The 23556-nt window shown below is 71.6% G+C and carries 20 protein-coding genes; 7 read left to right on the top strand and 13 right to left on the bottom strand.

Annotation, left to right across the window (positions count from 1 at the left end; translation table 11 throughout):
* Positions 1-184: 184 nt before the first annotated feature.
* Positions 185-1522 (bottom strand): hypothetical protein, encoded by a 1338-nt coding sequence (locus tag AB0H64_RS24780; RefSeq protein ID WP_357628612.1) that lies wholly within the window; start codon positions 1520-1522, stop codon positions 185-187.
* A 137-nt stretch (positions 1523-1659) separates the two neighbouring features.
* Positions 1660-3045 (bottom strand): hypothetical protein, encoded by a 1386-nt coding sequence (locus AB0H64_RS24775; protein ID WP_357628609.1) that lies wholly within the window; start codon positions 3043-3045, stop codon positions 1660-1662.
* Between the two features lie 172 nt (positions 3046-3217).
* On the opposite strand from AB0H64_RS24775, the gene AB0H64_RS24770 reads away from it, so the two are divergent.
* On the top strand, positions 3218-3850 hold the full coding sequence (locus AB0H64_RS24770) for a DUF305 domain-containing protein (RefSeq protein WP_357628606.1): 633 nt from the start codon (positions 3218-3220) through the stop codon (positions 3848-3850).
* Between the two features lie 31 nt (positions 3851-3881).
* Here AB0H64_RS24770 and AB0H64_RS24765 read toward each other — a convergent pair whose 3' ends face one another.
* Together AB0H64_RS24765 and ahcY are read right to left on the bottom strand one after the other, a co-directional pair.
* Complete coding sequence (locus AB0H64_RS24765) at positions 3882-5117, bottom strand: adenosylhomocysteinase (protein ID WP_357628604.1); 1236 nt, start codon at positions 5115-5117, stop codon at positions 3882-3884.
* Positions 5118-5307: 190 nt separating this feature from the next.
* A complete protein-coding gene (gene ahcY, locus AB0H64_RS24760) occupies positions 5308-6735 on the bottom strand; it encodes an adenosylhomocysteinase (protein WP_357628601.1) in 1428 nt (475 codons plus the stop codon).
* A 100-nt stretch (positions 6736-6835) separates the two neighbouring features.
* Between ahcY and AB0H64_RS24755 the strand changes: the two genes are divergently transcribed.
* The gene (locus AB0H64_RS24755; RefSeq protein ID WP_357628598.1) at positions 6836-7195 is read left to right on the top strand and encodes a MerR family DNA-binding transcriptional regulator; all 360 of its coding nucleotides are present in this window, start codon (positions 6836-6838) and stop codon (positions 7193-7195) included.
* Positions 7192-7728: a GerMN domain-containing protein gene (locus AB0H64_RS24750; RefSeq protein ID WP_357628595.1), complete on the top strand. Its 537-nt coding sequence runs from the start codon at positions 7192-7194 to the stop codon at positions 7726-7728. The genes AB0H64_RS24755 and AB0H64_RS24750 overlap by 4 nt, the downstream gene beginning before the upstream one ends.
* Positions 7729-7925: 197 nt before the next feature.
* Here AB0H64_RS24750 and AB0H64_RS24745 read toward each other — a convergent pair whose 3' ends face one another.
* Genes AB0H64_RS24745 through AB0H64_RS24725 form a run of 5 tightly spaced genes read right to left on the bottom strand, consistent with a single transcriptional unit; the run spans position 7926 to position 11972 of the window.
* The gene (locus AB0H64_RS24745) at positions 7926-8852 is read right to left on the bottom strand and encodes a cation diffusion facilitator family transporter (protein WP_357628592.1); all 927 of its coding nucleotides are present in this window, start codon (positions 8850-8852) and stop codon (positions 7926-7928) included.
* A 52-nt stretch (positions 8853-8904) separates the two neighbouring features.
* Entirely contained in the window at positions 8905-10011 is a 1107-nt protein-coding gene (locus tag AB0H64_RS24740) for a bifunctional phosphoglucose/phosphomannose isomerase (RefSeq protein WP_357628589.1), read from the bottom strand.
* Positions 10008-10193, bottom strand: coding sequence for a Trm112 family protein (locus tag AB0H64_RS24735; RefSeq protein WP_310708180.1), 186 nt, complete (start codon positions 10191-10193; stop codon positions 10008-10010). The genes AB0H64_RS24740 and AB0H64_RS24735 overlap by 4 nt, the downstream gene beginning before the upstream one ends.
* Positions 10190-11566 (bottom strand): phosphomannomutase/phosphoglucomutase, encoded by a 1377-nt coding sequence (locus tag AB0H64_RS24730; RefSeq protein ID WP_357628586.1) that lies wholly within the window; start codon positions 11564-11566, stop codon positions 10190-10192. The genes AB0H64_RS24735 and AB0H64_RS24730 overlap by 4 nt, the downstream gene beginning before the upstream one ends.
* Before the next feature lie 40 nt (positions 11567-11606).
* Entirely contained in the window at positions 11607-11972 is a 366-nt protein-coding gene (locus AB0H64_RS24725; protein WP_310708182.1) for a DUF3499 domain-containing protein, read from the bottom strand.
* A gap of 157 nt (positions 11973-12129) precedes the next feature.
* Between AB0H64_RS24725 and AB0H64_RS24720 the strand changes: the two genes are divergently transcribed.
* Positions 12130-12582 carry a metallopeptidase family protein gene (locus AB0H64_RS24720; RefSeq protein ID WP_357628583.1) on the top strand — a complete coding sequence of 151 codons (453 nt, stop codon included), beginning with the start codon at positions 12130-12132 and terminating at the stop codon, positions 12580-12582.
* Between the two features lie 88 nt (positions 12583-12670).
* On the opposite strand, the gene AB0H64_RS24715 is transcribed toward AB0H64_RS24720, so the two are convergent.
* On the bottom strand, positions 12671-12931 hold the full coding sequence (locus AB0H64_RS24715) for a WhiB family transcriptional regulator (protein ID WP_049564653.1): 261 nt from the start codon (positions 12929-12931) through the stop codon (positions 12671-12673).
* 321 nt (positions 12932-13252) lie between these two features.
* Entirely contained in the window at positions 13253-15787 is a 2535-nt protein-coding gene (locus tag AB0H64_RS24710; RefSeq protein ID WP_357628580.1) for a hypothetical protein, read from the bottom strand.
* Positions 15788-15979: 192 nt separating this feature from the next.
* Here AB0H64_RS24710 and cofD point away from each other — a divergent pair, with 192 nt between their 5' ends.
* From cofD to AB0H64_RS24695, 3 genes are all read left to right on the top strand, one after another.
* Positions 15980-16930 carry a 2-phospho-L-lactate transferase gene (gene cofD, locus AB0H64_RS24705; RefSeq protein ID WP_357628630.1) on the top strand — a complete coding sequence of 317 codons (951 nt, stop codon included), beginning with the start codon at positions 15980-15982 and terminating at the stop codon, positions 16928-16930.
* The gene (locus AB0H64_RS24700) at positions 16927-18210 is read left to right on the top strand and encodes a coenzyme F420-0:L-glutamate ligase (protein WP_357628578.1); all 1284 of its coding nucleotides are present in this window, start codon (positions 16927-16929) and stop codon (positions 18208-18210) included. The genes cofD and AB0H64_RS24700 overlap by 4 nt, the downstream gene beginning before the upstream one ends.
* Before the next feature lie 86 nt (positions 18211-18296).
* On the top strand, positions 18297-19037 hold the full coding sequence (locus tag AB0H64_RS24695; RefSeq protein ID WP_357628576.1) for a lytic polysaccharide monooxygenase: 741 nt from the start codon (positions 18297-18299) through the stop codon (positions 19035-19037).
* Between the two features lie 72 nt (positions 19038-19109).
* On the opposite strand, the gene AB0H64_RS24690 is transcribed toward AB0H64_RS24695, so the two are convergent.
* Both AB0H64_RS24690 and AB0H64_RS24685 read right to left on the bottom strand, forming a co-directional pair.
* Positions 19110-20768 (bottom strand): substrate-binding and VWA domain-containing protein, encoded by a 1659-nt coding sequence (locus tag AB0H64_RS24690; protein ID WP_357628574.1) that lies wholly within the window; start codon positions 20766-20768, stop codon positions 19110-19112.
* A gap of 165 nt (positions 20769-20933) precedes the next feature.
* A complete protein-coding gene (locus AB0H64_RS24685; protein WP_357628572.1) occupies positions 20934-23546 on the bottom strand; it encodes a bifunctional FO biosynthesis protein CofGH in 2613 nt (870 codons plus the stop codon).
* Positions 23547-23556 lie beyond the last annotated feature (10 nt).

The raw sequence follows: 23556 nt of genomic DNA, 5'->3' as shown, positions 1-23556 counted from the left end.
GGGGGGCGGGGGGGGGGGGCCCCCCGGACCGCCCGCGGGTGGCCCGCCGGCGTACGGTCAGCCGGCGTACGGTCAGCCGGGGCCGCCGGCTCCGGGCCCGTGGGAGGAGCGGCCGCCGGTCGCGCCCGCCGAGCCGCTGCGGCCGACGCCGGGCGGGTTCGCGCCTCCCCAGTGAGCGGCGTGCCTACTGCGTCTGCGGGTTGAGCGCCTTGAGCCGCTTCCCGGCCGCGGACGCCGTGCGCGGGTCCTTGATGCGCAGCACGTCCAGGCCCATGCGGATGTCGCTGCTGTAGATGTGGCCGTTGTAGTAGTACGCCGACCAGGAGCCGCCGAAGTCACGCGGCGAGACCGGGCCCCGGTCGAAGTAGGCGATCTCCTGGGGCTTGGCGGCGTCGGTGAAGTCGAAGACCGACACGCCGCCCTGGTACCACGCCTGGACCATGATGTCGCGGCCCTTGGCCGGGATCAGCGAGCCGTTGTGGGCGACGCAGTTCTCGCCGGTGCCCTGGTGGCGCGGGATCTTGTAGTAGCCCTGCTTGACGAGCTGCCCGTTCGCGACCGTGTAGATGGCGTCCGCGCCGCGCTGCGGGCCGACGGCCTTGGTGCAGACGGCGCCGAGGCCGCCGCCGAGCTCGTCGGTGAAGACCACCTTGTCGCCCTTGGCGTTGAACGTGGCCGAGTGCCAGAAGGCGAAGTTCTCGTCGGTCACCCGCGCGGTGACCTTCGGGTGCTCCCGGTCCGAGATGTCCATCAGGACGCCGTCGCCCATGCAGGCGCCCGCGGCCAGGTTCTTCCCGGCGTACACCGTGATGTCGTGGCAGCCGCTGGTCGGCGCGAGGAGCGTCTCCTGCTTCTCGTTGCCGCCGTCGGGGAAGAGCACCGGCCTGGAGACCACCTTGGCGGCCTTCGGGCGGTCCAGCGGCACCTTGACGACCGAGATGCCGTCGTGGGGCGGCTTGCAGCCGGGGAAGTCGCTCGACGGGCCGTACGAGGACACATACAGGTAGACCGCCTTGCCCGTCTTGTCGGGCACGAGCGTGTGCGTGTGCGAGCCGCACGCGGTCCTGATGGCCTTGATGTACTTCGGGCGGGACTTGTCGGAGATGTCGAAGACGCGGATGCCCTCCCAGGCGGACTTGAACGCCGCCGACGTCGGCCCCGCGTCGCACGAGTCGCCCTTGAGCGGCTCGTCCACGGACAGGAACAGCAGGTCGCCGTGGACCGACACGTCGTTCTGCGCGGCGGGGCACGAGACGCGGCTCACCACGGCCGGCTTGGCCGGGTTCCGGATGTCGTAGACGGTGAAGCCGTAGTAGTTGCCCTGGTAGGCGTAGTTCCCCTGGAAGGCCAGGTCCGTGCTGAAGGCGTCGGACGCGGCGAACGGGCCCTTCTTGGGGACGGTGGTCACGTGCTCGATGTTCGAGCTGGCCTTGCCACCGTCGTCGCGGGCCTGGGCCGGGCCTGTCACGAGAGCCAGCACCGCTCCCGTCAGCACGAGGACGCGGCCGATTCTGGACGGCACTGAGGACCTCCTGGTCGGGGATGAAGTCAGCGGCCCCACTATGGCAGGAAATATCACCCTTCGCGGCGCACCTGCCGGAAGACCGCGAGGGCCGGCCCGTGGAGGAGACGGGCCGGCCCAGCGCGTGGGGGAGACGGTCAGTCGTGGCCCCAGCCGCCGCGGTAGGACTCCTGGCTCTGGACGTTCAGCCGGTCCGTGCGGACCCGCTGGGCGCCGTCGGTGAGCGGGTCGTTGATCTTGAGGACGTCGAGCCCCTGGTGGAAGTCGGCCGCGTAGATGTGGCCGTTGTAGTAGTACGCCGACCAGACGCCGCCGCTGCTGCCGTCGGCGCGCGGGCCGCGCTCGAAGTAGCCGATCTCCTTGGGCTTGGTGGAGTCGGTGAAGTCCCAGATCGAGACGCCGCCCATGTACCAGGCCTGGACCATGATGTCCTTGCCCTTGACCGGGATCAGCGAGCCGTTGTGGGCCACGCAGTTCTCGCTCTCGGCCTGGTAGCGGGGGATCTTGAAGTAGCTCTTGAAGACGAGCCGGCCCCGGGTGATCTCGTAGATGGCGTCGGCGCCCCGGTTCGGGCCGATGGCCTCGTTGCAGGTGGCCGCGCCGCCGCCGCCGAGCTCGTCGGTGAAGACGACCTTCCTGGCGTCGTTGCTGAACGTCGCCGAGTGCCAGAAGGCGAAGTTCGGGTCGCTCACCCGGGCGGTGACCTTCGGGTTCAGCCGGTCGGAGATGTCGAACAGGACGCCGTCACCCATGCAGGCGCCGGCCGCGATGTCCTTCTCGGCGTACGCGGTGATGTCGTGGCAGCCGCTGGTCGGCAGGAGCAGGCCGGGCTGGGTCTCGTTGCCGCCGTCGGGGAAGACGACCGGCGTGGCCGCCACGGCCGCCGCCGTGGGGTTGCCCAGCGGCACCTTGATGATGGAGATCTTGTCGTGCGGGGGCTGGCAGTCGGGGAAGGTCGCCGACGGGTTGTACGACGAGACGTACACGTAGACGTTGCGGTTGCGGTCACGGCCCTTGCCCGGGACGAGGGTCAGGGTGTGGGAGCCGCAGTTCGTCTCGACCGACTTGACGTACTTGGGAGCGGACTTGTCGCTGATGTCGAAGATCCGGACGCCCTCCCACGCCTCCTTGTGGTCGGCCGAGAGCCCGGTGCTGTTGCACGAGTCGTCGCTGCGCGAGCTGTCCACGGCGGCGAAGAGCAGGTTGCCGTGGACGCTGACGTCCATCTGGCTGCCGGGGCAGACGACCGAGCTGACCGGCTTGGCCTGCTTCGGGTCGCGGACGTCGTAGATGGAGAACCCACCGTAGTTGCCGACGTACGCGTAACCGCCCTGGAACGCGATGTCGGTGTTGATGGTCCCGGCGATGGGCGCCGGCTTCGGGATGTTGAGCACGTGGGAGACGTTGGGGCTGGTCACCACGGTGTCAACCGGAGGGATGTCCGCGGCGGACGCGGGCAGCGCCATCGCGCCTAAGGCGACGGCCGCCGCCACTGCGACGAGACTCCTTCGCAGGGTGGGCACTCGGGCTCCTCTCGGAGGATAAAGCCTATATAAATAGACGATTCTGACTCGTCTTGTCATATGTCGCCTAGCGGGCAGTGTGTCAAGAAATTTGCTGACTTGAGGTGTTTACGGCGTGTTGCCGGACCGTCTACAGTGCAACGTCGCAACGTCCCGCGGTCAAGGAGGTCGGGTGCGCAGCGTACTCATCGTCGGCGCCTGCGCCTTGCTGCTCGTCGCCGGCTGCACGGACTCCCCTGCCGCCGCTCCCCCGGCTCCCACGGCCACCGAGACGGCGCCCGTCATCGCCCCCGGCCGGCCGGGCGAGGAGGCCCGCACGCTGTCGCCCAGCGAGGCGGCCACCGTCGTGCCGCCCCAGAAGGCCAACGCGGCCGACGTCCGCTACCTGCAGAACATGATCGTGCACCACCGCCAGGCGCTGGACATGAGCCTGCTGGCCGGCTCCCGGGCCGCGAGCGAGGCGGTCAGGCGGCTGGCCTCCCGGATCAACGACGTGCAGGGCCCCGAGATCGCGATGATGACGGACTGGCTGAAGGCGGAGGGCCAGCAGGTCCCCGACCACCACGCCGCGCACGAGGGCATGCCCGGGATGGCCACGCCCGAGCAGATGGAGTCGCTGAAGGCCGCCCAGGGCGCCGCCTTCGACCGGCTGTTCGTCCAGCTCATGACCGCCCACCACCAGGGGGCCATCACGATGTCGACGGAGGTCCTGAAGCAGGGCTCGCACCTGCGCGTCCAGGAGATCGCCGAGGACATCTCCGTCAGCCAGGCCGCCGAGATCCGCCGCATGTCAGCCATGCGCTGACCGGCGACCTCCGGCGGCGGGCCACAGGGGGTCAGGAGCCGGCGCGCCAGGAGTGGAGGTAGGACTCCTGCTCCTCCGTGAGCTCGTCGATGCCGATGCCCGTGGCCACCAGCTTGAGCCGCGCCACCTCCTGGTCGATCGACTCCGGCACGTCGTAGACCCCGGGCGCGAGCCCGGCCCGCTCCCCCGCCAGCCAGGCGACCGCCAGGGCCTGCGCGGAGAACGACATGTCCATGACCGCCGCGGGATGCCCCTCCGCGGCCGTCAGATTCACCAGGCGGCCCTCCGCCAGCAGCAGCAGTCTCCGGCCGTCCGGCAGGACGTACTCGTCGGTGTTGGGCCGTACGCCGCGGTGCACCTCGACGGCGAGCTCGTCCAGGGCCCGCACGTCGATCTCCACGTCGAAGTGCCCGGCGTTGGCCAGGATGGCGCCGTCCTTCATGACGGCCAGGTGCTCGGCCCGGATCACGTCGCGGTTGCCCGTGACCGTGATGAACAGGTCGCCCGCCTGCGCTGCCTCCGCCATCGGCCGCACCTCGTAGCCCTGCAGGGTCGCGTCGAGCGCCTTGACCGCGTCGATCTCGGTCACCACGACCCGCGCGCCGAACCCCTTGGCCCGCTCCGCGACGCCCCGCCCGCAGAACCCGAACCCCGCCACCACCACGGTCCGCCCCGCCAGCATGGTGTTGGTGGCCCGCATGATGCCGTCGAGCGTGGACTGCCCGGTGCCGTAGCGGTTGTCGAACATCCGCTTCGTCCGCGTGTCGTTCACCGCCACGACCGGGAACCTCAGCGCGTCCTCCGAGGCCATCTGCCGCAGCCGGATGATCCCGGTGGTCGTCTCCTCGCAGCCGCCGCTCACTCCGCCGAGCAGGTCGGTGCGCTCGGTGTGCAGCGTGTTGACCAGGTCGCAGCCGTCGTCGAGTACCAGGTCGGGCGCGATGTCGAGGGCGCGGTGGATGTGCCCGTAGTAGGTGGCCCGGTCAACGCCGGCCCGCGCGTGGACCGCGATCCCGTAGCCGCGCAGCGCCTCGGCCACGTCGTCCTGCGTGGACAGCGGGTTGGAGGCGGCCAGCGCGATCTCGGCGCCGCCCGCCTTGAGCGCGCCCATGAGGACCGCGGTCTCGGCCGTCACGTGCAGGCACGCCGCGATCCTCAGCCCGTCCAGCGGCCGTTCGAGCGCGAACCGCTCACCGATCGCGGTCAACACCGGCATCGAACGAGCAGCCCAGGAGATCTGCCGCTCGCCGCTTTCACTGACGTCCATGGGATGCCTTCAACCGAAGAACACGGCCAAGAACGCGCTCGTCACGGCGAGTGCTCCGTGAGCCCTCACGACCGGCCATGACAGACGGAAGCGACGTCGGCGAGTGCGGGTGACCTGGCCTGCCGTAAAAAATCATGAAACGAACAGCCCCGGAGGGAGAGAACACCCTCCGGAGCCTCGAACCGAAAAATCAGTACCGGTAGTGGTCGGACTTGTACGGGCCCTCGACGTGGACGCCGATGTAGGCGGCCTGCTCCTTGGTGAGCTCGGTCAGCTTGACGCCCAGGGCGTCGAGGTGGAGCCGGGCGACCTTCTCGTCCAGGTGCTTGGGCAGCGTGTACACGCCGATCGGGTACTCGTCGGTCTTGGTGAACAGCTCGATCTGCGCGATCACCTGGTTGGTGAACGAGTTGGACATCACGAAGCTCGGGTGGCCGGTGGCGCAGCCGAGGTTCATCAGGCGGCCCTCGGCCAGCACGATGATCGAGTGCCCGTCGGCGAAGACCCACTCGTCGACCTGCGGCTTGATGTTGTTCTTCACGATGCCGGGCAGCTTGGCCAGGCCCGCCATGTCGATCTCGTTGTCGAAGTGCCCGATGTTGGACACGATCGCCTGGTGCTTCATCTTCGCCATGTGCTCGGCGGTGATGATGTTGAAGTTGCCCGTGGCGCTGACGAAGATGTCGGCGATCCCGACGACCTCGTCCAGCGTGGTGACCTGGAAGCCGTCCATGGCCGCCTGCAGGGCGCAGATCGGGTCGATCTCGGTGACGATGACGCGGGCGCCCTGGCCGCGCAGCGCGTCGGCACAGCCCTTGCCGACGTCGCCGTAGCCGCAGACCACGGCCACCTTGCCGCCGATGAGCACGTCGGTGGCCCGGTTGAGGCCGTCGATGACGGAGTGGCGGCAGCCGTACTTGTTGTCGAACTTCGACTTGGTGACCGAGTCGTTGACGTTGATCGCCGGGAACAGCAGCTGGCCGTTCTTGTGCATCTCGTACAGGCGGTGGACGCCCGTGGTGGTCTCCTCGGTGACGCCCTTGATGCTCTCGGCGATCCGGGTCCACCGCTTGTCGTCGCCGACCGTGCGGGTCAGCAGGTCGACGATGACGTGCCACTCCTCCGGGTCCTCGGCGGTGGCGGCGGGCACGGCGCCGGCCTTCTCGTACTCGGCGCCCTTGTGAACGAGCAGGGTGGCGTCGCCGCCGTCGTCGAGGATCATGTTGGGGGCGTCACCGCCGGGCCAGGTCAGGGCCTGCTCGGTGCACCACCAGTACTCCTCCAGTGTCTCGCCCTTCCAGGCGAAGACCGGCACGCCCTTGGGGTCGTCGACCGTGCCCTCGGGGCCGACGACGACCGCCGCGGCGGCGTGGTCCTGGGTGGAGAAGATGTTGCAGCTCACCCAGCGCACCTCGGCGCCGAGCGCGACGAGGGTCTCGATGAGGACCGCCGTCTGGATGGTCATGTGCAGGGAGCCCATGATCTTCGCACCGCGGAGGGGCTGCGCGGCCGCGTATTCCTTACGGATCGCCATGAGCCCGGGCATCTCGTGCTCGGCGAGCCTGATCTCCTTGCGGCCGAAGTCGGCAAGTGAAAGGTCGGCGACCTTGAAGTCCATCTGTTTCCCCTCGCGTCGGGACGGTGTCGCCGACGAGTTTAGGCGCCCCGCGGGCGAGGTCGCATCCCGGCACCCCCGAAACTGACGTAAGAATGTAAGAATGCGTATCACGGAGGCCGCGCGGCGGCTCGGCATGTCCCCGCGGATGCTGCGGTACCGGGAGGCGCTCGGCCTGCTGCCCCCGGTCCGCGAGCAGGGCGCCCACCGGCGTTTCGGGCCGGAGGAGCTCGCGGCCGTGGCGCAGGGCGTGGAGCTGGAGAAACAGTTCGACGTCTCCCCCGCCGAGCTGGCGTTCGCGCTACGCGTGCTCAGCGAGCCGACGGTCGCCGCGGCCGTGCGCGACCTCGGGGTACGGATCGGGCGCATCCCGGTGCCACGGCGGGCGCTCGACTTCGAGAAGGAGAAGGCGCTGCGGCTGCTTCGAACCAGCACCCCCGTCCATACGTCAAAGAAATCATGAAAGAGCTCTTGATGGCCTCCGTGCTCGCGCTCTCCCCGGCGCAGGCCGCCTCCCCGGCGGCGCACGCGCCGGACTCCGCGGCCCAGGCCGCCCAGACCGGCGCGGCCGGTGAGCCCCGCGAGGTCAAGGTGTACTTCTCCAAGGGGCACGGCATCCCGGGCAAGGTGGTGGCCGTGACCCGTAAGGCCCCGGACCAGGGGGTGGCCAGGTTCGCCGTCCGGCAGCTGATCACCGGCCCCACCAAGGCCGAGCGCGGGCGCGGCCTGCACTCGGAGCTCACGGGCAAGCTGCGCGGCCGGTCGAACTGCGGCAGCGACTTCGCCATCAAGATCAAGAATGGCACGGCGACGCTGCGCTTCTGCCGCACCGTCGTGGGCGACGGCATCGGTAGCGACGCCCGGGCCCTGCGCACGATCGACAAGACGCTCAAGCAGTTCAGCGGCGTGCGCAAGGTGGTCACGCTCGACAAGAAGGGCCGCTGCCTGTTCGACCAGAGCGGGAGCGGGAGGTCCTGCCTGACGGCGCACGAGTAGGACATCCCGTGCGTGGCACCCCCGGGCCGGTCATCCGGGGGTGACGGTCACAGCCGGGGCCGCGCCGCCGCGGGCGTGGAGCTGGTGAGCGCGCTCTCGGCCGGCCCCGCCTCAGGCGCGCGCGTCTGAGGCGGGAACAAGCCGACGCCGCTCACCTGAGCCCCGGCAGCCGGGGCTCTCGTGCCGAGTCTCAGAGATCAGGCCGTGGTGGTACGGGAACGGTCGAGGTCGGGCTCCAGGTAGATGACCCGGGCGATCGGCACGGCCTCGCGAATGCGCCGCTCTGCCTCGTCGATGCCCCTGGCCACCTCCGACGCCGTGTCGTTGTGGGCCACCGCGATCTTGGCGGCCACCAGCAGCTCCTCCGGCCCGAGGTGCAGCGTCCGCATGTGGATCACCCGCTCGACCTCGTCCGCGGCTTCCAGCGCCTCGCAGATCTGGCGCTCCATCTCGGGGGTGGCGCTCTCGCCCAGCAGCAGCGACTTCGTCTCGATCGCCAGGATGATCGCGATCACCGCGAGCAGCAGCCCGATCATGATCGTGCCGATGGCGTCCCAGACCGGGTTGCCCGTGATGACCGCCATCGCCACGCCGAACAGCGCGAAGAGCAGGCCGAGCAGCGCGCCGAGGTCCTCCAGGAGGATGACCGGGAGCTCGGGCGACTTGGACCGGCGGATGAAGGTGAACCACGGCTGGTTCCCGCGCTGCGGGTTGGCCTCCTTGATGGCCGTGCGGAACGAGAATCCCTCCGCCACGATCGCGAAGATCAGCACGGCGAACGCCCAGATGGGCGACTCCACCCCCTCGTCGGAGGAGAGCTTGTGGATGCCCTCGTAGAGCGAGAACACCGCGCCGATCGTGAACAGCACCACCGCCACCACGAAGGCGTAGAAGTAGCGCTCGCGGCCGTAGCCGAACGGGTGCTCCCTGGTCTGCCCGCGCTGGGCCCGCTTGCCGCCGATCAGCAGCAGCAACTGGTTGCCCGAGTCGGCCACCGAGTGGATGCCCTCGGCCAGCATCGACGACGAGCCCGTGAAGAAGGCGGCCACGAACTTCGACGCGGCGATGGCCAGGTTGGCCGCCAAGGCCGCGATGATTGCCTTCGTTCCGCCGCTCGCGCTCACCGGTCTGCTCCGCTCATAAAGATCATGTACTCATTGCCCCGGGGAGGGGATCCTATTCCGCAATCCTGGCCTTCAGCTCCGTGATGGCCGACACCGGGGTGGGGTCGACGCCGTACCCGAGAGCGAGGTAGACACTCGCGTAGTCGGCGAGCCCGATGAGCGAGGCCATCCGCACCAGCGGATGCTCCCCCTCGGCGGCCAGCTCGCTGACCGGCACGCCGCGCTCGTGGGCGAGCCGCGCCGACGCCTCGCGGCGGCGCGTCACCTGCGGGTGCTCCTCGGTGTCGCGCAGCAGCACCAGCCGCAGACCGTGGCCGGGGTCGTCGGCGAACACGTCGCGCTGGGCCAGCGGCCCGTCGAGGGCGACGACCTGGTTGTGGTTGGCCTCCGGCAGCTCGCCGAAGACCGCGGGGTACTTCGCGTTCTCGTTGAGCTGGCAGGCCAGCCGGTAGGCGGCGACGGCCGACAGCGGCGAGGTGCCCCAGATCATCGGCACGGTCTCGGCCAGCTCCATGGCCAGCGTCTTGCCGGGGTTGATGAACGACTCGCTGGAGGGCCGGCACCGGTGGGAGATGGCCTCCAGCTCCTTGGCCACCTCCTCGAACAGCTCCGCCTCGACCTGGACCAGGCCGAGCGCGGCGGCGGCCACGATCAGCGGGACGGTCAGCAGCCAGACGTTCGCCCGGGGCTGCCCGGTGGCGGGGACCGCCACGAACGGCGCCGACGCCTGCCTGGCGACTGCCTCCAGCGGCGAGTCCGCGCCGCCCACCGCGAGCAGCTGGCAGCCGCGCCGCACGGCCTCCGTGGCCACGGACAGCGTCTCCTCGGTACGGCCCGAGCAGGAGACGGCGATGACCAGGTCGGCGGCGCCGACCCAGCCGGGAAGCTGGTAGGAGCGCACGGTGACGATCGGCAGGGGGACACCCCGGCCGCAGACCGCGGCGAGGATGTCGCCCGCGATGGCCGAGCCGCCCATCCCCGCGACCACGACGGCGCGGGGCCGGGCCTGGCCGGCGAGGCCCGGCAGGCCCGCCTCGACGGCGACGCGGTAGCCGGTGCGCACCTGGGCCGCCGACGCGGCGACCGCGAGCAGCATGCCGCCCGGGTCGGCCTCGGTGAGGTGGTGCTGGTCGTCGAGCCGCTCGGGCTCCCAGATCACGGCTTCCTGGCCTCGTCGACGAGCAACACCGGGATGTCGTCGCGGACGGGGTAGACGAGCCCGCAGCCGGTGCAGGCGAGCTCCCCGCCCTCACCGCCGGCCTCGCCCTCGACCCGCAGGGATGACTTGCACGCCGGACAGGCCAGGATCTCCAGCAGCCAGTCGTCGATCTTCACTCTCACACCCTTCTCACGATGGCGAGCACCTCGTCGGTGACCGCCTTCATCATGGTCTCGTCGGCCGCCTCGGCGTTGAGCCTGAGCAGCGGCTCGGTGTTGGACGCGCGCAGGTTGAACCACCAGCCGGAGCCGGTGACGGTCAGCCCGTCGAGCTCGTCGAACTCACCCCTGCCCGTGAACTCCTCGCGCACCCGGCGCAGCGCGGCGGCCTGGTCGCCGACCGTGCTGTTGATCTCGCCGGAGGCGTGGTAGCGGGAGTAGGACTCGACCACCTCGGACAGCGGCCGGTCCTGCTCGCCGAGCGCGGCGAGCACGTGCAGCGCGGCCAGCATGCCGGAGTCGGCGTACCAGAAGTCGCGGAAGTAGTAGTGGGCGGAGTGCTCGCCGCCGAAGACCGCGCCGGTGCGGGCCATCTCGGCCTTGATGAACGAGTGGCCCACGCGGGTGCGCACCGGCCGCCCGCCGTGCTCACGGACGATCTCGGGGACGCCGAGCGAGGTGATGAGGTTGTGGATGACCACGGAGCCGGGGTGCTTGGCCAGCTCCCGCGTGGCGACCAGCGCGGTCACCGCCGACGGGGAGACGGACTCGCCGCGCTCGTCGACGACCCAGCAGCGGTCGGCGTCGCCGTCGAAGGCCAGACCGAGGTCGGCGCCGCTGTCGACGACCGCGCGCTGCAGGTCGACCAGGTTGGCGGGCTCCAGCGGGTTGGCCTCGTGGTTCGGGAAGGAGCCGTCGAGCTCGAAGTAGAGCGGCACCGCCTCGATCGGCAGGCCGTCGAAGACGGCGGGCACCGTGTGGCCGCCCATGCCGTTGCCCGCGTCGACGGCCACCTTGAGCGGCCGGATCCCGGACAGGTCGACGAGGGTGCGCAGGTGGCCCGCGTAGCCCTGGAGCAGGTCCTTCTCGATGAGCGACCCGCTCGCCCCGCCCCCGGCCCCCCCGCCGCCGGCGAGCGCGCCGCCGGGCCTGGCGAGCAGGTCGGCGGCCCGGTCGCGGATCTCGGTCAGGCCCGTGTCGCCGCCGATCGGCACCGCGCCCGCGCGGCACATCTTCATGCCGTTGTAGCGGGCCGGGTTGTGGCTGGCGGTGAACATCACGCCGGGCAGGCCGAGGCTGCCGCTGGCGTAGTAGAGCAGGTCGGTGGACCCGAGGCCCGCGTAGACCACGTCGACGCCGCGCGATCGCGCGCCCCGCACGAACGCCATGCTCAGCGGCACGGAGGAGTCGCGCATGTCATGGGCGACCACGGCCGACTCCGCCCCGGTCACCTCCGCGAACGCCGCTCCCACGGCCTCCGCCGCCGGCTCGTCCAGCTCGTCGGGCACCACTCCGCGTACGTCGTAAGCCTTGAAGATCTTGGCGAGGTCGCCCACTCTCCAGCTCCGCCCCTAGGTCCGCTACGTCTGGACGAGCCTACCGGTCACGGTGCTGCTGGGCGGAACGAAGGACGCGCAGATGCCCGCGGCGGCCGACCTCGACGCCCTGTCCGACCGGCTCGCCACCGGCGGGGGTGGGCCGGGCGGCCTCACGGACGGCGTTGGCCAGCGCCTCAAGGTCGTCGGAGCTGGGCGAGGCGCCGTCCGTCGGCAGGCGCACCACCTCCCAGCCGCGGGGAGCGGTCAGCCGCTCGGCGTGTTCGGCGCACAGGTCGTAACAGTGTGGCTCCGCGTACGTCGCCAGAGGGCCGAGAACAGCGGTCGAGTCGGCGTATACGTACGTGAGCGTGAAGACGGCAGGCTGGCTGCAGGCGGTGCGGGAACAGCGGCGGACGGGGCTCACGGAGGGACCGTATCCGGTAAGGGGGCGGGGCGCCACTATCTGAGCGCTCTTAAAGAGCGTGTCGCCACAATTCGGACAGCTGTCGCAGCCTTTCCACCCACATGCACCGATGCCTGCCATCCTCTGCCCCCGCGCCGTGTCCCCTTAGACTTGCCGTGTGACACATGAGCCGGGCCCGAGGCGGCGCGAACGGCGGCGCGATCGGCACGGTCGCGGTCTGCGCGGACCACTGGCGCCGTCCCACGTGCCCATCGCCCGATCGCGCAGCGAGCGGTTCGACGACCTGGTGCTCGACGCGGTCGACCGGCTGCGCCCGCAGTGGGGCAAGCAGCTCTCGGCGGTGGAGTTCGCGGTGGAGGACGTGCCACCGCTCAACGAGCTGGGCGACGGTCCGGCGACGGGCGCCGAGCCGGTCCCGTTCGGCCGGGCGGAGCCGGCCAAGGGCGCCGACCCCGCGTCGATCGTGCTCTACCGGCGTCCCCTGGAGGCGCGCGCCCGCGACCGCGACACGCTCGGGGCGCTCGTCCACGACACGGTCGTGGAGCAGGTGGCCACGCTGCTCGGCCTGTCGCCGGAGACGGTCGACCCTGGCTACGACGACCGGCGCTGAGCAGGCGCGGCGGGCAGAGGCCGGGCATGAGAGCCGGGCATGAGAAAGGGTCACGCGGAGCTCCGCGTGACCCTTTCGACAGATATCCCTAAACGGCCTGGCGCTTGATCCTTCTGCGCTCCCGCTCGGACAGCCCACCCCAGATGCCGAATCGCTCATCATGCTCAAGTGCATATTCCAGGCACTCTGCACGTACTTCACACGACCGGCAGACCTTCTTGGCCTCTCGGGTGGAGCCGCCTTTCTCCGGGAAGAACGCCTCAGGATCAGTCTGCGCGCACAGGGCGCGCTCCTGCCATCCGAGTTCTTCAGCGTCAAGCTGATCCTGTGCGATGACCAGATCGGTCACTGCACACCTCCCTGCCGCCCGCCCGCAATGGAGCCCCCCATGAACGCCTCCCTTATTACCCACCCACGGAGAGGCGTAACAACATGGTGGTAATTACACGCGTGTGCTGTGCGTGACGTCAAGCGGCATGCCGGTATCCGGGGAAAGGCCAGCTCTCGCCCCGGTGTGCATGGCATGTGATGTTCGTACCTGACCTATCACCACGGGATCCATGGCGTTGGCCTGGCGTGTTCAACGCTGTCAGCGGTCGGAACCGTACCAGGGCGGTATAGAGCCCCGCCCGTGGCCCACCTACTCTCTGGCCTTTGCTTTGCCGCTTTCTTACCTGCGTGGCTCGTTGGGCGTGTAGATCGCCGTGGGGTCGATCGGGTCGTCGCCGTCGCGCGGCCGGTCGGTGCCGCCCGGGGCGTAGTGCTGCTGCTGGTCGAGCCGTACCGTCGACTCGGGGCTCGCCTGCTCCCAGCCCTGCGAGGGTGGCTGCTGCTGGTAGGGCTGCGGCTCGTAGTGCGACTGCTGGGGCTCGTAGCCCTGCGGGGCGGGCTGCCCGTACCCCTGCTGCGGGCCCGCGTGATGCGCGCCGGTCTGCTGCTGGGCCTGCTGGGGGTGGCCGAACAGGTCGTCGTACGGCTGCCGGGGCTGCTGGCCCGAGTGCTGACCCGGCTGGCCCGTGTGCTGGCCCGTGTGCTGGCCCGTGTGCTGGTACGTCTCGGCCTGCTGGTAGGCGTCGAGGAGCTGCTGGGAGCGCGGGTCCACGGGCGGGTCGGGCTCCTGGTAGGCGGGCTGGGCCGCGTACTCGTGGCCGGAGTAGCCGGTGAACGGCTGGCCGCCCTGCTGCTCGTACGCCGGTCGCTGCTCCTGGCCCGCCGGGGGGTACGGCACGCTCGGGGAGGTCTCGCCGGAGGCGTAGACGGGGTCGGCGGGGGCGTTGAAGGCGTTCGGCTGCTGGACCGGGGCCTGAGGCTGAGCTTGTGACTGGGCCTGGGGCTGGTACGCGGCGCCGGCGTCGTGGGCCGGGGGGTACGGCGCGGCGGGCTGGACGCCGCTCGGGGGCTGCGTGCCGTAGGAGCCGTACGGGGTGCCGGCCTGGGCGTCCGTGGCGTAGGGGTTCGCCTGGGAGTCGGGGGCCGGGGCGTAGGCGTCGGGCTGGGAGTGGGCGGGGGTGTAGCCGCCGGGCCGGGGGTCGGCCGGCGGGTAGCCGCCCGGCTGGGAGTCAGCGGGGGTGTAGCCGCCGGGCTGGGAGTCGGCCGGCGCGTACGGGGTGAGCGGGGTGTCCAGGGTCGGGTACGTGCCGGGGCCGGAGTCGGCCGTGGAGTAGACGTCCGGCGAGGAGTCCAGGGACGAGTAGGGACTCGACTGGCCGTAGAGGCCGGGGTGGCTGTCGGCCGGGACGTACGGGGCGGGCTGGTACTCGGCCGGCTGCTGGTAACCGCCGGGCGCGGTGTCGGCCGGGGTGTACGACGACGGGGTCTGTCCCGGCTGGCCGTAGGTCTGCTGGCCGGGCTGCGGGGGGAACGCCTGGGTGGGGCTGGTCTGGCCGAAGCCCTCCTGCTCGGCCGCCTGACCGTAGGGCGCCTGCTGCCCGCCCTGGCCCGTCTGCCCGTGGACGGGCTGGTCCTGACCAGGCTGGCCGTACGCGGGCTGCTGGTCGCTCTGGGCCGCCTGTCCGTAGACGGGCTGGTCCTGGCCGGAGGTGGCCTGCTGCCCGTGCCGGCCTCCGAACGCGGCGGGCTGCTCGGGCTGGCCGTAGAGGGGCAACTGCTCCGTCTGGTTGCCGAAGGGAGCCTGCGATTCCGGCTGACCGCCGTAGGAGGGCTGCTGGTCCGGCCGGCTCCCGAACGGAGGCTGCTGGTCGGAGGGGCCGTAGCCCGGCTGGGCCTGGCCGTGGGGCGGCTGCTGGGCGTCGCCCTGGCCGAAGGACCCGCCCGGCTGACCGAACGGCTGCTGCTGGTCGGCCTGCGCGTACGCGGGCTGCTGGTCCTGGCCTGCCTGACCGTACGCGGGCTGCTGGTCGCTCTGGCCGTACGCGGGCTGCTGGTCCGGCTGGGCGAAGCCCGGGTCGGACTGGGCGAAGCCCGGCTCGGGGTGGCCGTGCGGCGGGGTGTCCTGGCCGGCGTCCGCCCGGCTGTCGCCCGGCGCGGCGGGGAGTGCGGCCCGGGGCTGCGGAGCGTGCTGCTGCGGGCCCTGCGGCTGCTGGTAGGGGTCCTGCGGGCCGTAGGGGGCGCCGTCGCCGGGACCGCCGAAGCTCTGCGGCTGACCGCCGTAGCCGGGCTGCTGACCATGGTCCGGCTGCCGGCCGTACGGGCCGGGGCGGCCCTGCGGGTCGTACCCGGGGCCGAACGCGTCCGAGCCGCTGCCGTGCGCCGCGTTGCCGTACGACTGCGGCGCGAAGCCGGGACGTCCGCCCTGGCCGCCCGGGGTCGCGGCGAGGGCCTGCGGGAGCAGGTAGACCAGCGCGATGGCCGTCAGGCCGAGCAGCGGCACGCCGGAGAGCAGGAACTCCACCGTCAGGCGGGCCCCACTGCCCGAGAGCAGGCCCAGCAGCAGCGCGAGCGCGCCGAACAGCGTCGCGAGGCCGAGCGCGCCCGCCGCGCCGAGCGTGACGAACCGGGCCTTGGGCGACGGCGGCCCGAACCGGGTGACCAGCAGCACGGAGCCGACGAGCAGGGCCGCGGTGACCGGGCTGGTGAGGCTGGAGAAGTGGGTGAAGGCGCGGTCCATCAGGGACGAGCCGCCGCCGTACGCGGTCGTCGTGCCGATCAGCAGCCTGCCGATGGACAGCAGGACGTTGATCGCGCCCGCGGCCAGCATCAGCCAGGCGGCCGGCTCCCTCAGCCGAGCTGCGTCAAGTTTGCTCACAACTACTCCCATCGGACCCTTTAGCCCGAAGGGAGTTTGCCACATCACCGTCATGGATGACGGGAGTCCCGGCAACCACTTATCCCCCAAAAGCACCAGATCGCCTTCTATGGCGTGATTTTCGGAGGGTTGCGGATCGGCAACGCCGAGCCCGGCTCGGGCGTGTCACCGGCCGGTGGAAGACTGGTCCGCATGCACATCGTGTCCCTCGCCGGCGGCATCGGCGGCGCGCGCTTCCTGCGCGGACTGCGCGAGACCGCGCCCGACGCCCGGATCACCGTGATCGGCAACACAGGCGACGACATCACCCTCTTCGGCCTGCGGGTCTGCCCCGACCTCGACACGGTCATGTACACCCTCGGCGGCGGCATCGACGAGGAGCAGGGCTGGGGCCGGGCCAAGGAGACCCACGTCGTCAAGGAGGAGCTGGCCGCGTACGGCGTCGAGCCGCAGTGGTTCGGGCTGGGCGACCGCGACTTCGCCACCCACATCGTCCGCTCCCAGATGCTGGAGGCCGGCTACCCGCTCTCCCAGATCACGCGGGCGCTGTGCGCGCGCTGGCAGCCGGGCGTGGAGCTGCTGCCGATGAGCGACGACCGCTGCGAGACGCACGTCGTCGTCACCGACGAGCGCGGCCGGCGTGCCGTCCACTTCCAGGAGTGGTGGGTACGGCTGCGCGCCTCGGTGCCGGCCGAGTCGATCGCGCTGGTCGGCGTCGACAGCGCCAAGCCGGCCCCCGGCGTGCTGGAGGCGATCGAGGAGGCCGACGTGGTGATCCTGCCGCCGTCGAACCCGGTGGTCAGCATCGGCACGATCCTCCAGGTGCCCGGCATCCGCGAGGCGCTGCTGCCCAAGACCGTCGTGGGCGTCTCCCCCATCATCGGCGGCGCCCCCGTGCGGGGCATGGCCGACGCCTGTCTCACGGCGATCGGCGTCGAGACGTCGGCTCAGGCGGTGCTCGACCTGTACGGCCCGGAGCTCGTCGACGGCTGGCTGGTGGCGCCGGAGGACTCCGGCGTCCGGCTGGACGGCGTGCGTGTGGTGGCCGGGCCCATCCTCATGCGCGACCCGGCCACGGGGGCCGACGTGGCGGCCGACATCGCCCGCGCCGCGCTCGACCTGGCCCTGGAGCTGGCCCGATGAGCGCCGGACGGATCGAGGTCATCCCCGTCACCGGCCTCGGCGAGGTCCGGCCGGGCGACGACCTCGCGCTCCTCCTGCGGGACGCCGGTCTGCGCGACGGCGACATCGTCGTCATCACCTCCAAGATCGTCAGCAAGGCGGAGGGCCGGGTGCGGCGGGCGCCCGACCGCACGGCCGCCATCGAGGAGGAGACGGTCCGGGTCGTCGCCCGGCGCGGCGACACCGTGATCTCCCAGACCCGCCACGGGTTCGTGATGGCCGCGGCCGGCGTCGACGCCTCCAACACCGAGCCGGGCACCGTCCTGCTCCTGCCCGAGGACGCCGACGCCTCCGCCCGCCGCGTCCGGGCCGGGCTCGCCGCGCTGCTCGGGGTGCGGACCGGGGTGATCGTCTCCGACACGTTCGGCCGTCCCTGGCGCAACGGGCTGACCGACGTGGCCATCGGCGCGGCCGGGGTCGTCCCGCTGGAGGACTTCCGCGGCGGCGCCGACACCCACGGCAACCCGCTGAACGCGACGGTCACCGCGCTCGCCGACGAGATCGCCGCGGCCGCCGAGCTGGTCAAAGGCAAGCTGGCGGGTGTTCCCGTCGCCCTGGTGCGCGGCCTCGCGCATCTGGTCACGGACGAGGACGGGCCGGGCGTCCGCCCGCTGATCCGGCCGGCCGACGACGACCTGTTCCGGTACGGGTCGCGGGACGTGGTGTTCGCCCGCCGGACGATCCGCGCGTTCTCGGACGAGCCCGTGGACCCGGAGGCGGTGCGGCGGGCGGTCGCGGCGGGCATCGCCGCCCCGGCGCCGCACCACACGACGCCGTGGCGGTTCGTGCTGGTGGAGTCGGCCGCGGCGCGGCTGAAGCTGCTCGACGCCATGCGTGAGGCGTGGATCGCCGACCTGCGCGGCGACGGCTTCGGCGAGGAGTCGATCGCCAAGCGGGTCCGGCGCGGCGACGTGCTGCGCGACGCGCCGTACCTCGTGGTGCCGTGCCTGGTGATGGAGGGCTCCCACACCTACCGCGACGACCGGCGCAACGCCTCGGAGCGGGAGATGTTCGTGGTGGCGATGGGCGCGGGGGTGGAGAACCTCCTCATCCAGCTCGCGGTCGAGGGGCTGGGGTCGGCGTGGGTGTCGTCCACGATGTTCTGCCGTCCCGTGGTGCGCGAGGTGCTGGACCTGCCGGACTCGTGGGACCCGATGGGGTGCGTGGCCGTGGGCCACGCCGCCGCGCCGCCCCGCGACCGCGCCCCCCGCGATCCGGCCGACTTCATCGTGACCCGCTGAGTTCTGACACGGGGCGTCAGCAAGCATTTACCGATAGGAAAGTTTCCTTTACATTTGGGGCAACCCCCCACGTGAAGGAGCACTTCATGCGAAGGACGCTCACGTTACTGGCCGTGGCGGTGATCACGATCGCCGCCACGGTGTTCGTCGCCGAGCCCGCCATGGCCCACGGGTACATCAACTCGCCACCGAGCCGCCAGGCGTTCTGCGCCCGCGGTCAGGTGCCGAACTGCGGCGACATCGTCTACGAGCCGCAGAGCGTCGAAGGCCCGAAGGGGCTGCGCACCTGCCACGCCAACGTCGACCGCTTCCGGCAGCTCAGCGACGAGAGCAAGCCGTGGCCCGCCACCTCCGTCGGCAAGAGCGTGACGTTCACCTGGACGTTCACCGCCCGTCACGCCACCAGCACCTACGAGTACTACATCGGCAACACCAGGGTGGCCTCCTTCAGCGGCAACGGCCAGCAACCGCCCGCGACGGTCTCCCACACGGTGAACCTCTCGGGCTACTCCGGCAGGCAGAAGGTCCTGGCGATCTGGAACATCTCCGACACCGTCAACGCCTTCTACTCCTGCATCGACCTCCAGATCGGCGGCGGTGGCGGCGGCCCGACGCCCACACCCACACCCACACCCACGCCGACCGTCACGCCGACCCCCACCCCGCCGCCGACCTCGAACCCCGGCGGCACCTGGAAGGCCGGCACCGCCTACTCCGTGGGCGCCGTGGTGACCTACGGCGGCGCCTCCTACCGGTGCCTCCAGGCCCACACCGCGATCGCCGGGTGGGAGCCGCCCAACGTCCCGGCGCTCTGGCAGCGCGTCTGATCCAGCGGTCCCTCCCATGACGAGGCGCCGTCCCGCGCACCCGGGGCGGCGCCTTCCTCATGCGCCGCTCGGTCAGGGCGTCGGCTTGCAGGTGGGGTGGCACAGGCGGCGGGCCAGGGCGGCGAGGAAGACGTCGATGATCTCCCCGGGCTGCTGCGCCACGTGCAGGGAGCCGTTCGTCGCGGCCGTGATCCGGCCCAGGCTGTCGCGGTCCGCGCCCGCCCCGAACGCGATGATGACGATCTGCACGGGCTTGTCCGGCCGCCACTCGTCGTGCAGCTCGTCCACCAGGCCCTGGAGCGACGTGCCGTGCCCGTCGTCCTTGCCGGAGGTGATCACGAGGAGCGTGTTGTTCATCTCCTCGCGGTACTCCCCGGTCAGCGTGCGGAAGCCGCCGAGGATCGCGTCGTAGAGCGAGCTGTCGCGGTCGGGGTGCGCGGTGATGGTGCTGGTCAGCTCGTCGAGGACGCTGCGCCGGATCACCTGGCCGGTGTCGGGCCGGGTGATCGGCCCGAGCCCCACCCGCTCCTGGTACCCCTTGGGCCCGCCGAGCCCGTCGGCGAACTCCCACATGCCCATGTGCGTGGAGTCGGGGAACAGCCGCAACCCGATCTTGGCCGCCTGGAGCGCGATGGCGACCCGGGTGGTGTCCTTCACCCGCTCGGCCATGTGCCGGGAGGTGTCGGCCAGCACCAGGATGTTGGTCGGCGGGGCGAGCCTGCTCCACGCCTGGAGCGCGTCGTCGATGTCCTCGGGCGACACCGAGGGACGCGCCACCGGCGTCTCCGCCGGGAGCTGCGGCCCCGGCGAGACCGGGCCCCGGGCGCCGTCCCCCGACCAGAACCCGGCCCGCCGCACGAGGTCCTGCGCCTCCTCGCCGCGCAGCCAGTCGGCGAAGGCCCGCGACGCCTCCGCCACGTCCGGGTCGGTGGCGGTCACGACGTACGGGTAGTCGAGGATGATCGTGCCCTCGCGCGGGCGCAACGCGACGACCGGGTCCGGCGAGGACTGCTGGTTGTGGCTCCACACCGACTGCTCCGGCACGATGACGACCGGCCGCTTCCAGAACGAGCGGTCGTCCACGGCGGCCATCATCGTGCGGTAGTCGGGCGCGGAGCCGGCCTGCGCCCAGCGCACGAACGCCGTGAGCGCCTTGTCCGCCTCCGGACCGGTGCCGACGACGTCGCGGGCCGCGGCGACGGTGGCGATGCCCGCGCCGGCCAGCGACGGATCGGGCACACGGACGACGTCCGGCTCCTGGTCGGTCGGCAGCAGCCGCCCGCGCACGGTCGCGGGGAAGACCATGCGCCAGTTCATCTGCGTGCCGCCGACGGAGAACGTCCGCGCGAGCGAGGACCGGGTGGCGAACACCAGCGGCGAGGTCGCCACCACGCTCTCCCCGGCGGGCAGCGCGCTCGCGCCCTGCTTGCGGGCCAGCCGGATCCAGGCGGAGGAGTCGGCGATCCAGCCGTCCGGCCGCTGGCGCAGCACGCCCGCCTTGTCGCCGATCAGCGTGCGCAGCACCGTGGCCGGCGGCTGCTCGGTGACCTGGACGAGCACGCAGCGGCCGCCCGAGGAGGTCTTGGTCTCGTTGAAGCGGGAGGCCGCCTGCATCGCCACGGGGGCCACATCGACCGCCGCCGCGACATTGACCAGAACAGGCTCTCGCGTAGCGCACAGCGCCCCGCCCCCGCCGAAGAGCACCACGAGCGTGCCCGCGACAAGAGCCACGGCGGTGATCCCGGCCAGCGAACCTCGCTGGAGTGCCTTCCTCCGCCGCAGCTCAACGCCTAACGCGGCGCGGTGTCGACCCAACCGCACGGTGAACCTCTCTCCAGGGGAGTGACGATTCTCCCAGCGCCTCCGGGGCGAGACGCAAGTGCAATCTAGAACATGTTATATCTCCGCCATCGGCAAGACCCTTCGCACGCTCTGGCAGACGCCGTCGCTCGCCGCCGAGGCGGTCAGGCGCTCCTCGCCCGGCCGGCCGTACTCGGTGGTGCGCTGCCTGACCGGCCGCCCGGTCTCACCCGCCATCGCGCGCAACTCGCTGATGGTCTTGTACGAGCCGTTCTCCGACCCGGCCATGCGGCTGATCGTCTCCTCCATGAGGGTGCCGCCCAGATCGTTCACGCCGCCGTCGAGCACCTGGCGGCACAGGTCGTCGCCGAGCTTGACCCACGAGCACTGGATGTTGGAGATGGCGCCGTGCAGCAGAATCCTGGCCAGCGCGTGGACGGCGCGGTTCTCCTGCGCGGTGGGGCCCGGCCGGGCGATCCCGGCCAGGTAGATGGGCGCGCTGGTGTGCACGAACGGCAGCAGCACGAACTCCGAGAAGCCGCCGGTCTCCTCCTGCAGCCGCCTGATCAGCCTGATGTGCCGGACCCAGTGCCGGTGGGTGTCCACGTGGCCGTACATCATCGTGGAGGTCGTCGGGAGGCCCACCCGGTGGGCCGTGGTGATCACTTCGATCCACTCGGCGGTGGGCAGCTTGCCCTTGGTGAGCACCCAGCGGACGTCGTCGTCGAGGATCTCCGCGGCGGTCCCGGGCAGCGAGTCCACCCCGGCCTCCTTGGCGGCGTGCAGCCACTCCTCGATCGACAGGTCGGCCCGGCTGGCGCCGTTGACCACCTCCATCGGGGAGAACGCGTGGACGTGCATGTCCGGCGTCCGCTCCTTGACCGCCCTGGCGATGTCGAAGTACGCCGTGCCGGGCATGTCGGGGTGGATGCCGCCCTGCATGCACACCTCGGTGGCGCCCGCCAGCCACGCCTCCTCCGCCCGGTCGGCGACCTGGGCCAGGCTCAGGGTGTACGCGTCGGCGTCGGTGCGGCGCTGGGCGAACGCGCAGAAGCGGCAGCCGGTGTAGCAGACGTTGGTGAAGTTGATGTTCCTGTTGACGACGTACGTGACGTCGTCGCCGGCGCTGCGGCGGCGCAGGTCGTCGGCGATGGCGGCCAGCTCGTCCAGGGCCGGCCCGTCGGCCGACAGCAGCGCCACGGCCTCGTCCTCGCTGAGCCCGGCCGGGTCGCGCTCGGCCTGCCGCAGCGCCTGCCGGAGGCCGGCGGGCGTGGCGCCACCGCCGGAACCCGTCCCGGTTCCGGCCCCGGCCGTCGCCGCGGGTCCGGTCGCGGCGTCCGGGTCCAGGCGGTCGCGCAGGGCGTCCCAGTCCCCGTAGACGTGGTCGAAGTCGTCGCGCCGGTCGTGGGTGCGGCCCGTGGTGTCCACCTCGACGTGCAGGTCCACCCGGCCCGAGGCGGTGAAGCCGCCGTCCGGCTCCTGCCAGGGCAGCCCGCGCGGCGTCACGTCCTCGTGGGCCAGGCCGGTCTCCGGGTCCGCCAGCGCCTGGACGTGGGCGAACAGCCGCGGGTCCAGCCACGGCTCCCCCGCCAGCACGTACTCGGGATAGATGGTCAGCCGCTCGCGCAGCCGGAAGCCCGCCTCGGCCGTGCGGTCGGCGAGCGCGTCGATCTGCGGCCACGGCCGCTCCGGGTTGACGTGGTCGGGGGTCAGCGGCGACACGCCGCCCCAGTCGTCGATGCCGGCGCGGATCATCAGCTCGTACTCGGCGTCGACCAGGTTCGGCGGCGCCTGGACGCGCATGCGCGGCCCGAGCACCAGCCGCGTGACCGCGATCGTGGCGGCCAGCTCCTCCAGGTCGGCGTCCGGCATGCCGCGCATCGCCGTGTCCGGCTTGGCGCGGAAGTTCTGCACGATGACCTCCTGGACGCCGCCGTACTCGCGCGCCACCCGCCGGATCGCGAAGATCGACTCGGCCCGGTCCTCGACCGTCTCGCCTATGCCGATGAGGATGCCCGTGGTGAACGGCACGTTCGAGCGGCCGGCGTCCTCCAGCACGCGCAGCCGCACGGCCGGGTCCTTGTCGGGTGAGCCGTGGTGGGCCTGCCCCTTCTCCTCGAACAGGCGGCGCGAGGTGGTCTCCAGCATCATGCCCATGGACGGGGCCACCGGCTTGAGCCGCTGGAGGTCGCGCCAGCCGAGCACGCCGGGGTTGAGGTGCGGGAGCAGCCCGGTCTCCTCCAGGACGCGGACGGCCATGGCCCGCACGTACGACAGCGTGTCGTCGTAGCCGTGCGCGTCCAGCCACTCCCGTGCCTGCCGCCAGCGATCCTCGGGCCGGTCGCCCAGGGTGAACAGCGCCTCCTTGCACCCCATCGCCGCGCCCTGCCGGGCGATCTCCAGCACCTCGTCAGGGCTGAGGAAGGCCGACGGCACCTTGTGCGGCGCGGTCGCGAACGTGCAATAACCACATTTGTCACGACAGAGCCTGGTCAACGGGATGAATACCTTGCGGCTGTAGGTGATCACGCCCTGCCTGCCCACCGCCGCGAGTCCGGCGTCCCGTACCCGGGAGGCGTGCTCCAGCAGCGTGTCCAGGTGGTCGCCGCGCGCGTGCAGCAGCACGGCGGCCTCGGTGACGTCGAGGGCCTTGCCGTCACGGGCGCGGGCGAGCGCGCGGCGGAGCGCGCTGTCACTGACGAGACTCATACGAGGCACA

The organism is Nonomuraea sp. NPDC050733 (genome assembly GCF_040654215.1).
Taxonomy (GTDB): domain Bacteria; phylum Actinomycetota; class Actinomycetes; order Streptosporangiales; family Streptosporangiaceae; genus Nonomuraea.
The sequence above is the reverse complement of the archived record's forward strand: the minus strand, read 5'-3'. Positions and strand labels throughout refer to the sequence as shown.